Annotated in this window: 11 protein-coding genes; 9 read left to right on the top strand and 2 right to left on the bottom strand. The window is 71.7% G+C overall.

Annotation, left to right across the window (positions count from 1 at the left end; all coding sequences use genetic code 11):
* Nucleotides 1-146 precede the first annotated feature (146 nt).
* The 3 genes from ABD369_RS00260 to ABD369_RS00250 all read left to right on the top strand — a co-directional run bounded on the left by ABD369_RS00260 (nt 147) and on the right by ABD369_RS00250 (nt 2,533).
* Nucleotides 147-755 carry a cell division protein SepF gene (locus ABD369_RS00260; RefSeq protein WP_344634074.1) on the top strand — a complete coding sequence of 203 codons (609 nt, stop codon included), beginning with the start codon at nt 147-149 and terminating at the stop codon, nt 753-755.
* A gap of 79 nt (nt 756-834) precedes the next feature.
* Entirely contained in the window at nt 835-1,125 is a 291-nt protein-coding gene (locus ABD369_RS00255) for a YggT family protein (RefSeq protein WP_344634073.1), read from the top strand.
* Nucleotides 1,126-1,174: 49 nt separating this feature from the next.
* Entirely contained in the window at nt 1,175-2,533 is a 1,359-nt protein-coding gene (locus ABD369_RS00250; RefSeq protein WP_344634072.1) for a DivIVA domain-containing protein, read from the top strand.
* Between the two features lie 399 nt (nt 2,534-2,932).
* Here the strand turns inward: ABD369_RS00250 and ileS are convergent, their stop codons facing one another.
* Nucleotides 2,933-6,133: an isoleucine--tRNA ligase gene (gene ileS, locus ABD369_RS00245; RefSeq protein WP_344634071.1), complete on the bottom strand. Its 3,201-nt coding sequence runs from the start codon at nt 6,131-6,133 to the stop codon at nt 2,933-2,935.
* A 666-nt stretch (nt 6,134-6,799) separates the two neighbouring features.
* On the opposite strand from ileS, the gene ABD369_RS00240 reads away from it, so the two are divergent.
* From ABD369_RS00240 to ABD369_RS00225, 4 genes are all read left to right on the top strand, one after another.
* Nucleotides 6,800-7,306 carry a TraR/DksA family transcriptional regulator gene (locus tag ABD369_RS00240; RefSeq protein WP_344634070.1) on the top strand — a complete coding sequence of 169 codons (507 nt, stop codon included), beginning with the start codon at nt 6,800-6,802 and terminating at the stop codon, nt 7,304-7,306.
* A 147-nt stretch (nt 7,307-7,453) separates the two neighbouring features.
* Nucleotides 7,454-8,071, top strand: coding sequence for a signal peptidase II (lspA, locus tag ABD369_RS00235; protein WP_425557507.1), 618 nt, complete (start codon nt 7,454-7,456; stop codon nt 8,069-8,071).
* Nucleotides 8,072-8,148: 77 nt separating this feature from the next.
* On the top strand, nt 8,149-9,087 hold the full coding sequence (locus ABD369_RS00230; RefSeq protein WP_344634068.1) for an RluA family pseudouridine synthase: 939 nt from the start codon (nt 8,149-8,151) through the stop codon (nt 9,085-9,087).
* Between the two features lies 1 nt (nt 9,088).
* The gene (locus ABD369_RS00225) at nt 9,089-9,544 is read left to right on the top strand and encodes a GNAT family N-acetyltransferase (RefSeq protein ID WP_344634067.1); all 456 of its coding nucleotides are present in this window, start codon (nt 9,089-9,091) and stop codon (nt 9,542-9,544) included.
* Between the two features lie 37 nt (nt 9,545-9,581).
* Here ABD369_RS00225 and ABD369_RS00220 read toward each other — a convergent pair whose 3' ends face one another.
* Nucleotides 9,582-10,601, bottom strand: coding sequence for a mechanosensitive ion channel family protein (locus tag ABD369_RS00220; RefSeq protein ID WP_344634066.1), 1,020 nt, complete (start codon nt 10,599-10,601; stop codon nt 9,582-9,584).
* A gap of 272 nt (nt 10,602-10,873) precedes the next feature.
* Between ABD369_RS00220 and ABD369_RS00215 the strand changes: the two genes are divergently transcribed.
* Complete coding sequence (locus ABD369_RS00215; RefSeq protein WP_344634065.1) at nt 10,874-13,642, top strand: alpha/beta fold hydrolase; 2,769 nt, start codon at nt 10,874-10,876, stop codon at nt 13,640-13,642.
* Entirely contained in the window at nt 13,639-14,511 is an 873-nt protein-coding gene (locus ABD369_RS00210) for an ABC transporter permease (protein WP_344634064.1), read from the top strand. The genes ABD369_RS00215 and ABD369_RS00210 overlap by 4 nt, the downstream gene beginning before the upstream one ends.
* Nucleotides 14,512-14,545 lie beyond the last annotated feature (34 nt).

Below are 14,545 nucleotides of genomic sequence, written 5' to 3'. Positions count from 1 at the left end.
GTGGATCGCATCCCCCGCAGCCGCCCCATCACACCATTGACGGGTCGTCACCGATATGACGTTACGTCGGCGGCCGGCGGGAAACCAACAGGTCAGGACTCGGGCCGGCAGGTGACGATCCACCACAGAGCGGAGGAGACAGGAGCATGGCCGGCGCAATGCGCAAAATGGCGGTCTACCTCGGCCTCGTGGAGGACGAGACGTATGACGGCCAGGGGTACGACCCCGACGACGACTACGACGCGGACCCCGAGCCGATCAGGGCGGACCGGACCGAGGATCTGCAACGGCCGGCCTCGGTGCCCGCCCCGGCGCCCGTCGCGCACATCGCGCCGCAGCCGGTCCCGGCTGGCGCCGTGCCGATCCGGCAGGAGGCCCCGAGGATGGCTCCCGTGTCGTCCATCACACCCGAACGCCGCCACAACCTGGAGAAGAGCGCCCCGGTGATCATGCCCAAGGTCGTCAACGAGCGAGAGCCGTACCGCATCACCACACTCCACCCGCGAACCTACAACGAGGCCCGCACAATCGGCGAGCAGTTCCGCGGGGGCACCCCGGTGATCATGAATCTGACCGAGATGGACGACACCGACGCCAAGCGGCTCGTAGACTTCGCGGCTGGACTCGTCTTCGGTCTTCACGGCAGTATCGAGCGAGTGACGCAGAAGGTGTTCCTGCTGTCTCCTGCTAACGTCGATGTAACGGCGGAGGACAAGGCTCGGATCGCCGAGGGTGGGTTCTTCAACCAGAGCTGACCCGACCACGACTTTATGTGTGGGTTCAACGACAGTGAGTGGTGACTGACGGCAGGTCAGTCGGGGAGAGGGAGACGCGATGGGGATCGTGTGGGAGGTGCTCTACTACGCGCTGACCGTCTTCCTGCTGTTCCTGCTGTTCCGGCTCGTCATGGACTGGGTCTTCCAGTTCGCCCGCTCGTGGCGGCCGGGGAAGGCCATGGTCGTGGTCCTCGAGGCCACGTACACTGTCACGGATCCGCCACTCAAGCTTCTTCGGCGATTCATCCCGCCGTTGCGTCTCGGGGGCGTGGCGCTCGACCTGTCCTTCTTCGTACTGATGATCATTGTGTTTGTCCTGAGATCGCTCGTGCTGACTCTGCCGTCTTGAGCGCTGCGACAGGATGCCGGTGTGCCGACGATCACGTTGAGGTGAAGAGATGCCATTGACCCCCGAGGACGTTCGGAACAAGCAGTTCACGACCGTCCGGCTGCGTGAAGGCTATGACGAGGACGAGGTCGATGCCTTCCTCGACGAGGTCGAAGCCGAACTGACCCGTCTGCTCCGCGAGAACGAGGACCTGCGGGCCAAGCTGGCCGCTGCGACTCGGGCCGCCGCGCAGAACCAGGCGAACATGCGCAAGGAGCCGCCGCCGCAGGACGCCCGGCCCGGTGCTCCCGTGCCCGCCGCCATATCCGGCCCGCCGGCGGTTCCTGGCCAGCAGAACGGCGGCCCGCAGATGGGCGGTCAGCCGATGGGCGGACAGCCCCAGCTGGGTGGCCCGCAGCAGCAGATGGGCAACCAGCCGCTCGGCCTGCCGTCCGGTGCCCCGCAGCTCCCGGCCGGCCAGGGTGCCCCCATGGGTCAGCAGCAGATGGGTCAGCAGCAGATGGGCCAGACCATGGGCGGCCAGCAGCAGCTGGTGCAGCCGATGGGCGGGCAGATGCTGCAGCCGCTGGGTGCCCCGATGGGGCAGCAGCCCCAGCTCGGCGGCCCGCAGCAGCAGATGGGCCAGACCATGGGCGGCCAGCAGCAGCTGGTGCAGCCGATGGGTGCTCCGATGGGGCAGCAGCCCCAGCTGGGCGGCCCGCTGGGCGGCCCGATGGGTCAGCAGCAGGGGCCCGGTGGCGACAGCGCCGCCCGTGTGCTCGCGCTTGCCCAGCAGACCGCCGACCAGGCGATCTCCGAGGCCCGTTCCGAGGCCAACAAGATCGTCGGTGAGGCGCGCAGCCGGGCCGAGGGTCTGGAGCGGGACGCCCGCGCCAAGGCCGACGCGCTGGAGCGGGACGCGCAGGAGAAGCACCGCGTGGCGATGGGCTCGCTGGAGTCCGCCCGCGCGACGCTGGAGCGCAAGGTCGAGGACCTGCGGGCCTTCGAGCGTGAGTACCGCACCCGCCTGAAGTCGTACCTGGAGACCCAGCTGCGTCAGCTGGAGTCGCAGGCCGACGACTCGCTGGCCCCGCCGCGGCTCCCGGCCACCGCCTCGCTGCCGCCGGCCGCGTCGTCGATGACCCCGGCTCCGGCACCGGCGATGAGCAGCTCCTCGCCGAGCTTCGGCAGCCAGCCGTCCTTCGGCGGTAACGGCCAGTCGTTCGGCGGCCAGAGCTCCTTCGGCGGCGGCAGTGGCAGCCAGCCCTCGTTCGGTGGGCAGGCCGGCGGTCCGACCGGCTCGGCGCAGATGGCGCCCGCCGGGATGACCCAGCCGATGGCGGCGGTCCGTCCGCAGCCGCCGCAGCCGATGCAGCAGGCTCCGGCCCCGATGCGCGGCTTCCTCATCGACGAGGACGGCGACAACTAAGAGCAGTACCCACTTCGAGGGCGCCCCCACTGTGACGACAGGTCACGGCGGGGGCGCCCTCGTGTGTCCGCCCGGGGCGCGAGTGGACAGCCGGGGGCGTGCGGAGCTGGGGCGAGCAACCAGACGTGGCTTGCGGCGGAGCCGTTCGACCGGCCGCACCACCCTAGGGGCACGGGGAGAGGGATGACTGGCGCGCAGCCAAGCCGCAGGCCCTGCCGCCTGGTTCTCACGCCCCTGAGCAGCGCGATTTCGGGCCTTCTGGGCACTTCGGTCGGGTGCACAGGCAGGCGCGCGCTTCCGTGCGCCTCCGGGGCCGTACGCCCGTGACGCAACCGGGAAAGCGGACGGCCGGTGGTCGCCGGACCCCGGGGGGCGGCGACCACCGGCCGTTCAGGAGAGTCAGGCCTTGCGGAGCTGGAAGGCGAGGCCGAGGTTCTCGTCGGAGAAGGTCTCGGACTCCCAGTCGGCGGCGCCGGCCGCGAAGTCGGTCGCGAGGACCTCCTCGGCGACGAGGTGGCCGTGCTCGGCGATGGCCTCGGCGGTCTCCTCGCTGGTCGCGCGCCAGCGGAGGACGATCCGGTCGGCGACGTCCAGTCCGGAGTTCTTCCGGGCCTCCTGGATCTGGCGGATGGCGTCGCGGGCGACGCCGAGCCGCTTGAGCTCCGGGGTGATGGCCAGGTCGAGGGCGACGGTGGCACCGGACTCGTTGGCGACGGCCCAACCCTCGCGCGGGGTCTCGGTGATGATGACCTCGTCGGGGGAGAGCTCGACCGGCTCGCCGTTCAGTTCGACGGTCGCACTGCCGCTGGCGCGCAGCGAGGCGGCGAGGGCGGCGGCGTCCGCGGCGGCGATGACCTTGGCCACGTCCTGGACGCCCTTGCCGAAGCGCTTGCCCAGCGCGCGGAAGTTCGCCTTGGCGGTGGTGTCCACCAGCGAGCCGCCGCCCGCCCCGGATGGGGAGGACGCAGAGAGCGACTCGAGCGCCGAGACGTTGAGCTCCTCGGCGATCTGCGCGCGCAGGTCCTCGGGGAGTTCCTCCCAGCCCTGGGCGGCGATCAGCGCGCGGGACAGCGGCTGACGGGTCTTCACACCCGACTCGGCGCGGGTGGCGCGGCCCAGCTCGACCAGGCGGCGGACCAGGGCCATGTGCCGGGAGAGGTCGGCGTCGATCAGAGACTCGTCGGCGACCGGCCACTCGGCCAGGTGCACCGAGACCGGGGCCTGGGGGTCGACCGGGGCGACCAGGTCCTGCCAGACCCGCTCGGTGATGAACGGGGTGAGCGGGGCCATCAGCCTGGTGACGGTCTCCAGCGCCTCGTGCAGGGTGGCGAGCGCGGCGGCGTCGCCCTGCCAGAAGCGGCGGCGTCCGCGCCGGACGTACCAGTTGGACAGGTCGTCGACGAAGCCGGAGAGCAGCTTGCCGGCCCGCTGGGTGTCGTACGACTCCAGCGCCGCGTCCACCTCGCGGACCAGGGTGTTCAGTTCGGAGAGCACCCAGCGGTCCAGCAGCGGACGCGCGGCCGGGGCCGGGTCACCTCCCGAGGGGGCCCAGCCGGAGGTGCGGGCGTACAGGGCCTGGAAGGCGACGGTGTTCCAGTAGGTGAGCAGCGTCTTGCGCACCACCTCCTGGATGGTGCCGTGGCCGACCCGGCGGGCCGACCAGGGCGAGCCGCCGGCCGCCATGAACCAGCGGACCGCGTCGGCGCCGTGCTGGTCCATCAGCGGGATCGGCTGCAGGATGTTGCCCAGGTGCTTGGACATCTTGCGGCCGTCCTCGGCGAGGATGTGGCCGAGGCAGACCACGTTCTCGTACGAGGACTTGTCGAAGACCAGGGTGCCGACCGCCATCAGCGTGTAGAACCAGCCGCGGGTCTGGTCGATCGCCTCGGAGATGAACTGGGCCGGGTAGCGGCTCTCGAACAGTTCCTTGTTCCGGTACGGGTAGCCGTACTGGGCGAAGGGCATCGAGCCCGAGTCGTACCAGGCGTCGATCACCTCGGGTACCCGGACCGCCGTGGCGGAGCACTGCGGGCAGCCGAAGGTGACGTCGTCGATGTACGGGCGGTGCGGGTCTAGGCCGCTCTGGTCGGTGCCGGTCAGCTCGGAGAGCTCGGCCAGTGAGCCGACGCAGGTGAGGTGGCCCTCCTCGCAGCGCCAGATCGGCAGCGGGGTGCCCCAGTAGCGGTTGCGGGAGAGCGCCCAGTCGATGTTGTTGTTCAGCCAGTCGCCGAAGCGGCCGTGCTTGACGTTCTCCGGGAACCAGTTGGTGTTCTCGTTCTCCCGGATCAGCGCGTCCTTGACCGCGGTGGTGCGGATGTACCAGGACGGCTGCGCGTAGTACAGCAGCGCGGTGTGGCAGCGCCAGCAGTGCGGGTAGCTGTGCTCGTACGGGAGGTGGCGGAAGAGCAGGCCGCGGTCGGCGAGGTCGGCGACCAGGGTCTCGTCGGCCTTCTTGAAGAAGACGCCGCCGACCAGCGGGACACCGGTGGCGAAGGTGCCGTCCGCCTCGACCGGGTTGACCACCGGCAGGCCGTACTTGCGGCAGGTCGCGAGGTCGTCCGCACCGAAGGCCGGGGCCTGGTGGACGATACCGGTGCCGTCCTCGGTGGTGACGTAGTCGGCGTTCAGGACGAAGTGCGCGCCCTCGATCTCGACCAGGTCGAACGGACGCCGGTAGGCCCAGCGCTCCATCTCCGCGCCGGTGAAGCGCTGGTCGGTGGCCTCCCAGCCCTCGCCGAGCGCCTTGCCGACCAGCTGCTCGGCGACGACCAGCTTCTCGTTGCCGTCGGTGGCCACCACGTAGGTGACCTCGGGGTGGACGGCGGCGGCGGTGTTGGAGACCAGGGTCCACGGGGTGGTGGTCCAGACCAGCAGCGCGGCCTGGCCGGCCAGCGGGCCGCTGGTCAGCGGGAAGCGGACGAAGACCGAGGGGTCGACCACGGTCTCGTAGCCCTGGGCCAGCTCGTGGTCGGACAGGCCGGTGCCGCAGCGCGGGCACCAGGGGGCGACCCGGTGGTCCTGGACCAGCAGGCCCTTGTCGAAGATCTGCTTGAGCGACCACCAGACCGACTGGATGTAGGAGGGGTCCATGGTCCGGTACGCCTCGTCGAGGTCGACCCAGTAGCCCATCCGCTCGGTGAGCTTGGTGAACTCGTCGGTGTGCCGGGTGACCGACTCGCGGCACTTGGCGTTGAACTCGGCGATGCCGTAGTGCTCGATGTCCTGCTTGCCGGAGAAGCCCAGCTCCTTCTCGACGGCCAGCTCGACCGGGAGGCCGTGGCAGTCCCAGCCGGCCTTGCGGGCGACGTGGTAACCCTTCATCGTCCGGTAGCGCGGGAAGACGTCCTTGAAGACGCGGGCCTCGATGTGGTGGGCGCCGGGCATGCCGTTCGCGGTCGGCGGGCCCTCGTAGAAGACCCACTCGGGGCGACCCTCGGACTGCTCCAGGCTGCGCTGGAAGACTTTGTTGTCGCGCCAGAAGCTGAGGATCTGGTGCTCGAGGGCGGGCAGGTCGACCTGGGCGGGGACGGGGTTGTAAGCGCGGGCCGCGCGGAGCGCGTCGTCAGCGGCGTCGTGGTGGGTGACGGGTTGGGAGCTCATCGCGGGCGTCTACCTCCGGCGGATGCTTGGACTGGATCCTCCGGAGGGACGAGACGGCGAGCCGTCCCGCGGTACCACCCTCCTTGACCGCGGTACTGCTCTGCTCGCGGCCCTCTTGTTTGGGTTCTGCTGCCGGTTCTACTTGGCCCGGAGGCCGTTCTTCCGGCGGCTCAGGGGTGATCTTCCCGTCGCGCACACCCCCGGGCTCGCACCGTCCCCGGGTCGCTGGTGGCTGCTTACGTCGGTACTCGTCCCGTCAGCGCCTTGCAGGCCCAGTGTATCCGGCCTCACAAGTCGAATTTCCGGTAACTCGCCCGGGCGCCCGTGGCCCTGCGGACCGCCGCCCGCCCGCTCCGCCCGCCTGCTCCTGCCTCGTTCCGGGGGCTGCAGGCGGTGCGGTTAGCGGATGACGATCTGGGCACAACTTGGTCAGCAACTCGGTGGGGCGGCAGCGGCGGCTGCTCGGGTGGGTTGAAAACGAGGCATCGGTATGTCCCGTTGTGGCCGGATTCGTAGGGGATTATCGTTCCGGCACTGGAGGCCGCCGGGAACCGGCGGTTCGTTTCGTTCGTAGATGAGGTCGAAGCCATGGCTGACAAGGCAATCGGCGGTACCGCCACGAAGCGGGGACGCAAGGCCGTGGCGGGCGACTCAGGGGAGGGGACCGTGACCACTGCACGGCACAAGACCAGCACCACGACCGGCCACGCTGCCGCCACCAGCCGCAGCCACACCCCGGTGGGCACCGGCGCCCGGGGTGGCGCCGAGTCGGTGGACCCGGCGGAGCTGCCCGTCCGCCCCGGTGAGGACCCCTGGACATCGGCCGAGGTCGCCGAACTGCACGCTGAGCTGAACGACGAGCTGGAACGGCTGCGAGCGGAGATCGAGGCCGCCGAGGCCGCGATCACCGGCCTGATGCGCGACTCCAACGACGGCGCGGGGGACGACCAGGTCGACGCCGGTACCAAGAACATCAACCGGGAGAGTGAGCTCGCGCTCGCCAACAACGCCCGCGACAGCCTCGCCCAGGCCGAGCGCGCGCTGGCCCGCCTCGAAGGGGTCGGCTTCGGCGTGTGCGAGTCCTGCGGTCAGGCGGTGGGCAAGGCCAGACTGCAGGCCTTCCCGCGGGCCACCCTCTGCGTCAGCTGCAAGGCGAAGCAGGAGCGCAGGTAGCCGACGGGTGGGGTCCGCTCGGTCGGATCACTGTGTCGGACGGGTCGAAGTGGACCTGGGGGTCGGGCGTTGCCGTACGCTCGACCCCGTAACGTCGGCCCGATTTCCCCCAGCCTTCGGCCGGGGGTCCCCTAGGCAGCGGAGCGGATCATCAGCACGCCAGGTTCCCCCCAGACCCAGGACGACTCCGTCCCGACCGCGCCCGTGGAGGCTGCCGTGGACGGACCGGCCGGTGCCACCGCCGCCGGTGCGGCGCCGGGCACGGCCCGCCGCCGCCGGATCGGTGTGCTGCTGCTCATCGCGGTGCTCGCCTACCTGATCGACCTGGGCAGCAAGCTGCTCGTGGTGGCCCGGCTCGAAGGCCACCAGGCGATCCAGGTGATCGGTGACGTGGTCACCCTGCAGGTGATCCGCAACGGGGGCGCCGCCTTCGGCATGGGCCAGGCGATGACGATCGTCTTCACCATGATCGCAACTGCCGTGATCGTGGTGATCTGGCGGATCGCCCGCAGGCTCTACAGCCTGCCCTGGGCGATCGCACTCGGCCTGCTGCTCGGCGGCGCGCTCGGCAACCTCACCGACCGGCTGTTCCGGACTCCCGAGGTCTTCCGCGGCCACGTGGTGGACTTCATCTCGGTGCAGCACTTCGCGGTCTTCAACCTGGCCGACTCGGCCATCGTCTGCGGCGGCATCCTGGTGGTCCTGCTCTCCTTCCGGGGCAGCAACCCGGACGGCACCGTCCACCAGGCGGGCAAGGGGGAGTAGGGCCGGGCCCGGTCCGCGGGGCGGGCCCGGCCCGCGGCCGGTCCTGGCGGGCTCCGTGTTCCGGCATACTCGTACGGGTGAGTACCGCAGCGCAGACCCGCAGCCTCCCCGTACCCGACGGCCTGGAGGGCGAGCGACTCGACGCCGCCCTCGCCCGGATGTTCGGCTTCTCCCGGACCAAGGCCGCCGAGCTGGCCGCCGAGGGCAAGGTCACGATCGACGGGGCGAGGGCAGGCAAGTCGGACCGGGTGATGGCCGGCAGCTGGCTGGAGGTCGAGATCCCCGCTCCCGCCGCGCCCGTGCAGATCGTCGCCGAGCCCGTCGAGGGCATGCGGATCGTCCACGACGACGACGACATCGTGCTGGTCGACAAGCCGGTCGGGGTGGCCGCGCACCCGAGCCCGGGCTGGAGCGGGCCCACCGTGATCGGTGGTCTGGCCGCCGCCGGGTACCGGATCTCCACCTCCGGTGCGGCCGAGCGGCAGGGAATCGTGCACCGGCTGGACGTCGGCACCTCCGGACTGATGGTGGTCGCCAAGTCCGAGCGCGCGTACACCGACCTCAAGCGGCAGTTCCACGACCGGATCACCGCGAAGCGCTACAACACCCTGGTCCAGGGCCACCCCGACCCGCTGAGCGGCACCGTGGACGCACCGATCGGCCGCCACCCCAGCTCGGACTGGAAGTGGGCGGTGACCAGGGACGGCAAGCCCTCGGTCACCCACTACGACCTGATCGAGGCCTACCGCGCGGCCTCGCTGCTGGACATCAAGCTGGAGACCGGCCGCACCCACCAGATCCGGGTGCACATGTCGGCGCTGCGCCACCCGTGCGTCGGTGACATCACGTACGGCGCCGACCCGACGCTGGCCAGGCGCCTCGGGCTGACCCGGCAGTGGCTGCACGCCGTCTCGCTCGGCTTCGAGCACCCGGCGGACGGGCAGTGGGTCGAATTCAGCAGCCCCTACCCGGCCGACCTGCAGAAGGCGCTCGACATCATCGCCTCGGAGAGCTGAGATGGCACGGATCGGGGTCGTCGCGTCCGAGGACGAGCTGGCGCTGGCCTACGACATCCGGCGCGAGGTCTTCGTCGAGGAGCAGAACGTACCCGCGGAACTGGAGTACGACGAGCTCGACGCGACCTCGGTGCACCTGCTGGCGCTCGCCGAGGACGGCTCGCCGCTCGGCACCGGCCGGCTGATCCACGGTGAGCAGGCGTTGGCGCTGACCGGCCGCCAGGGACGGGTGCTGCTCGGGCGACTCGCCGTGGTCAAGGCCGCCCGGGGGACGGGGCTGGGGGCCGAGCTGGTCCGCGCGATCGAGCGGGCGGGGCGGGAGAACGGCGGAGTGGAGCTCGAACTGCACGCCCAGGTGCAGGCGCTGGGGTTCTACGAGCGGCTCGGCTATGTCGCCGAGGGACCGGTGTACGACGACGCGGGGATACCGCACCGGACGATGACCCGGGTGCTCTGAGCGGCCTCCGGGGCGCTGCCCCGGGCGGGCGGAGGGCTCAGTCCTCGCCGGTGCGGACACGGGGGAGGGCGTACGGGTGCTCGTCGCGGAGGTAGGCGAACAGGTGCTCGCGCACATCGAAGCGGAGGGCAGCCGTGTCGTCCGGGGTGCGGGCGGTCATGGCGGCCCGCACCACCAGGGTGCTCGGGGTGGAGTCGGTGACCTGGAGGGACCACTCCATGCCGTCCCAGAGGGGTGAGTCCACCAGGAACCGGTGCAGGGCGGCGCGGAGTTGGCCGACCGGGGCGGTGTGGTCGACGTGGAGCAGCACCCAGGCGAGCATGCCGGGGTCCTTGCGGGTCCAGTTCTCGAACGGCCTGCTGACGAAGTACGAGACCGGGACGATCAGGCGGCGGTAGTCCCAGAGCCGTACCACCAGGTAGGAGAGGGTGATCTCCTCCACCGTGCCCTGCTGGCCGTCCACCAGGACGGTGTCGCCGATGCGCACGGTGTCGCCGAAGGCGATCTGCAGCCCGGCGAAGAAGTTGCCCAGGGCGCTCTGGGCGGCGATGCCGGCGACGATGCCCAGCAGCCCGGCCGAGGCCAGCAGGCTGGCGCCGACGGTGCGCATCGCCTGGAAGGTCAGCAGCATCACCGCCGCCGTGACCACCGCGATCACTGCGCAGACCACTCGGCGGAGCATGCTGATCTGGGTCCTGACCCGCTGGATCCTGGCCGCGTCGTCGGTGACGCTCTCGTAGCGGCCGAGCACCGCCTCCAGTGCCGCCGCCACGATTCTGACGGCCAGCCAGCCGAGGCAGGCGATCAGCAGCAGCAGGACGCCGTGGTGCAGGCTGCCGTCGCGTACGTCGAGGAGCCGCTCCAGCGGCCGTCCGGTCAGCAGCAGCCCGGCGGCGACCACCAGTTGGAGGGGGATCCGGCAGCGGCGCAGCAACGGCCAGACGGGCGCCTCCGGGTGGCGCGTGGCGACCCGTTGCAGCAGCTGGTCGACGATCCAGCCGACCGCCAGGGTGACGGCGAGGACAGCGAGCAGTGTGGCGAGCGGCCAGAGCAGCACGGGGCACCTCGACGAGGTCGGCACCGGGGGTCCCCAGCTGGGATTCCGGGGTGGTTCGCACCATATCCCGCCGGTTTCACGAGCCGGGTGATTGGCGTCGGGTGAGGGGAGCGGTCCTACTCCCGGAGCGCGGGGAATGCCGGGTCGGCCCGGTCGGCGGCGGGTCGTACCGGGGAGGCGGGCAGGGTAGGAGCGCGGGGCGTGCCGGGTGGGCCGGATCCCTTCGGGGGCTTACGGATTCCCTACCGGAGAAACGGATAGGATCGGTACCCATGAGCTTCGGTGGGGCATGGCGCCGCTGGCGCAGCGGGCCGACGGCCCGGAGGGTGCTGGCCGGCTCGGTGGCGCTGGTGCTGCTGGCCGGGGCCGGTACGGCTGCGGTGGCGGCCGGGTCCGGCGAGGCCGCGGTGCACCAGGAGGATCATTTTCTCGATATGCCCGAGACGCCGGGCAGCGAGCAGACCGTCCGGCTGGACACCTCCTTCTTCACCACCGGCGGCAGCCCGCGCCCGGCCGTCCTGCTGGCCCACGGCTTCGGCGGCAGCAAGGACGGCGAGCGGGACCGCGCCCGGCAGCTGGCCCGTTCCGGGTACGCCGTACTGACCTGGTCGGCCCGCGGTTTCGGGGCCTCCGGAGGGAAGATCGGCCTGGACGCGCCGGACCGGGAGATCGAGGACGTCAGGCACCTGGTGGACTGGCTCGCCAAGCGGCCCGAGGTGCAGCTGGACTCCCCCGGCGACCCCAGGGTCGGGATCACCGGCGCCTCGTACGGTGGTGGCGCCGCGCTGCTGGCCGCCGCGTACGACCCCCGGATCGACGCCGTGGCCAGCGAGATCACCTGGTGGAACCTGGCCGACGCGCTCTTCCCGCAGGGGGTGCGGGGGAGCGGCGCTGCCGACGGGGTGTTCAAGAAGCTCTGGGCCGGGATCTTCTTCACCACCGGCTCGGCCGGCGATCTCGGCGGCCCCCAGGGCAAGCGGTCGGGGGGTGCGGCCGCCGGTCCGGTGGGCTGTGGCCGGTTCCTGGACTCGCTCTGCGCGATGTACGACCGGGTCGCCACCGCCGGCCACGCGGACGCCGACGCGATCGCCACCCTGGAGCGGTCCAGCCCGTCCTCGGTGGCCTCGCGGATCAAGGTGCCCACGCTGGTGGTGCAGGGGCAGCAGGACTCGCTCTTCCCGCTGGACCAGGGCGACGCCATCGCCCGGGCGGTCGCCGCGAACGGCGCACCGGTCGGGGTGGACTGGTTCGCCGGGGGACACGACGGCGGCACCGAGGGCAGCGTCCGGACGGACGCCCGGGTGACCGGCTGGTTCAACCACTATCTGAAGGGCGCCGGAAACGACACCGGCCCGGCCTTCCGGGTCACCCGCACCGGCGGGGTCGACTCCACCGGCTTCCAGGCGGTGCTGCGCGGCGCCGACGCCGACAGCTACCCCGGCCTGTCCGGCACCGGCTCGCGCGGCATCGAACTCACCGGCCGGCCCCAGGACGTCGCCAACCCACCCGGCGGCGCGCCGCCGAACATCTCCACCCTGCCGGGGATCGGTGCGCTCACCCAGTTCGCCTCCGTCGGCGGCGGCCTCTCGCTGGACTTCCCGGGCCAGTTCGCCGCCTTCGACTCCGCGCCGCTGGACACCAGCCTGCACCTGACCGGCGCGCCCAGGATCTCCGTCCACGTCCGGGCCGACCAGCCCGAAGCGGTGCTGTTCGCCAAGCTGTACGACGTCGCACCGGACGGTGGCAAGCAACTGCCCCAGCAACTGGTCGCCCCGCTGCGGGTGACCGGCGCGGACGCGCCCGGCGGACGCACCGTCGAGATCGCGCTGCCCGCCGTGGACCACGGCTTCGAGGTCGGGCACCGGCTCAGGTTGGTGCTCTCCTCCACCGACCTGGCGTACGCCTCGCCCGCCCAGCCGGCCACCTACCAGGTCTCGGTGGCGTCGCCGCTGACCGTTCCCACCGTGGCCGGACTGCGCACCGAGGCGGCCCCGCTGCCCGCGCGGACCTGGTTGCTGCCGCTGGGTGCCGTACTGCTCGCCGCGCTGCTGCTGTTCGGCCGCCGGCTGCGCCCGCACCGGGACCGGAAGGTGCTGCCCGACCCGGCGCTGGCCGAAGTCCCGCTGCAGATCAGCGGATTGAGCAAGCGCTACCACGGCGCGGCGGACCGGTACGCGGTGCGGGACCTGAGCTTCAGGGTGGAGCAGGGCCAGGTGCTCGGACTGCTCGGTCCGAACGGTGCCGGGAAGACCACCACGCTGCGGATGCTGATGGGCCTGATCCGGCCGGACGCCGGGGAGATCCGGGTCTTCGGGCACGCGGTGCGGCCCGGTGCGCCCGTGCTCTCCCGGGTGGGCTCCTTCGTGGAGGGCGCGGGCTTCCTGCCGCACCTCACCGGCCGGGCCAACCTGCACCTGTACTGGCGGGCCACCGGACGACCGGCCGAGGACGCGCACTTCGAGGAGGCCCTGGCGATCGCCGACCTGGGCGAGGCGCTGGACCGCGCGGTGCGCACCTACTCCCAGGGCATGCGCCAGCGGCTGGCCATCGCCCAGGCCATGCTCGGGCTGCCGGACCTGCTGATCCTGGACGAGCCCACCAACGGTCTCGACCCGCCGCAGATCCGCGAGATGCGCGAGGTGATGATCCGGTACGCCGCCGCCGGGCGCACCGTCATCGTCTCCAGCCACCTGCTCTCGGAGGTGGAGCAGAGCTGCACCCACCTGGTGGTGATGGACCGCGGCCGGCTGGTCAGCGCGGGCGCCGTCGGCGAGATCGTCGGCGAGGGCGAGCTGCTGCTGGTCGGCACTCCGGCCGACTTCCCGGCGAACGAGCTGGCGCTGGCCGCCGAGAAGGCGGCCGCGCTGGCCGGCATCGGCGCGGTCTCGGTGGTGGAGCGGGGCCTGCTGGTCCGGCTGGACGGCATGACGGCCGGCCGCCTGGTGGCCGAGCTGGTCGCGCTGGACGTCCCCGTCGAACGGGTCGGGCCGCACCGGCGGCTGGAGGACGCGTTCCTGTCCCTGATCGGAGGCTCGGCGTGAGCACGTCGACGGCTGACCCCACGGCGACGGCCGACCACGCGGCGGGGTACCGGGCGGGCCGGACCCTGCCACTGCGGGTGGAGATCGTCCGCCAGCTGCGGCGACGGCGCACCCTGGTGATGACCGGGGTGCTGGCGGCGATGCCGCTGGTCATCCTGGCGGCGTTCCAGATCGGCGGCACGCCGGACCGGGTGAACCGGACCACCTTCATCGAGCTGGCCACCGCCTCCGGGCCGAACTTCGCCGCCACCATGCTCTTCATGGGCACCGGCTTCATGCTGGTCATCCCGGTCGCGCTGTACTGCGGGGACACCGTGGCCGCCGAGGCCAACTGGTCCTCGCTGCGCTACCTGTTGGCCGCGCCGGTGCCCAGGGCCAGGCTGCTGCTGCGCAAGTTCACGGTCGGGCTGCTCTTCTCGGCGGCCACCGTCGTGCTGCTGCCGCTGCTCGGACTGGCGGTGGGCACCGCCGCGTACGGCTGGGGCGACCTCAAGCTGCCGACCGGGGCCAGCCTGCCCGCGTCGGCCGTGCTGCCCCGGCTGGCGATCGCGGTGGCCTTCGTCATCCTCAGCGAACTGGTCGTCGCCGCACTGGCGTTCTGGCTGTCCACGGCGACGGACGCCCCGCTCGGCGCGGTCGGCGGGGCGGTGTTCTTCACGATCATCACCGGCGTGCTGGACGCGGTCACCGCGCTCGGGTCGTTGCGCGAGTGGCTGCCCGCACACTGGCAGTACTCCTGGGCGGACGCGCTGCAACCCCAGCTGGAGTGGGGCGGCATGCTCCAGGGCGTCTCACTCTCGGTCAGCTACGCGATCGTGCTGCTCGCGCTCGCCTTCCGCGGTTTCGCCCGCAAGGACGTGGTGTCCTGAGGCGGCCGGACCGGACCTGGCCGTCCGGCCCGGG

Origin of the sequence: Kitasatospora cystarginea (assembly GCF_039533515.1) — a bacterium.
Taxonomy (GTDB): domain Bacteria; phylum Actinomycetota; class Actinomycetes; order Streptomycetales; family Streptomycetaceae; genus Kitasatospora; species Kitasatospora cystarginea.
This window is presented reverse-complemented; position numbering and strand designations above follow the sequence as displayed.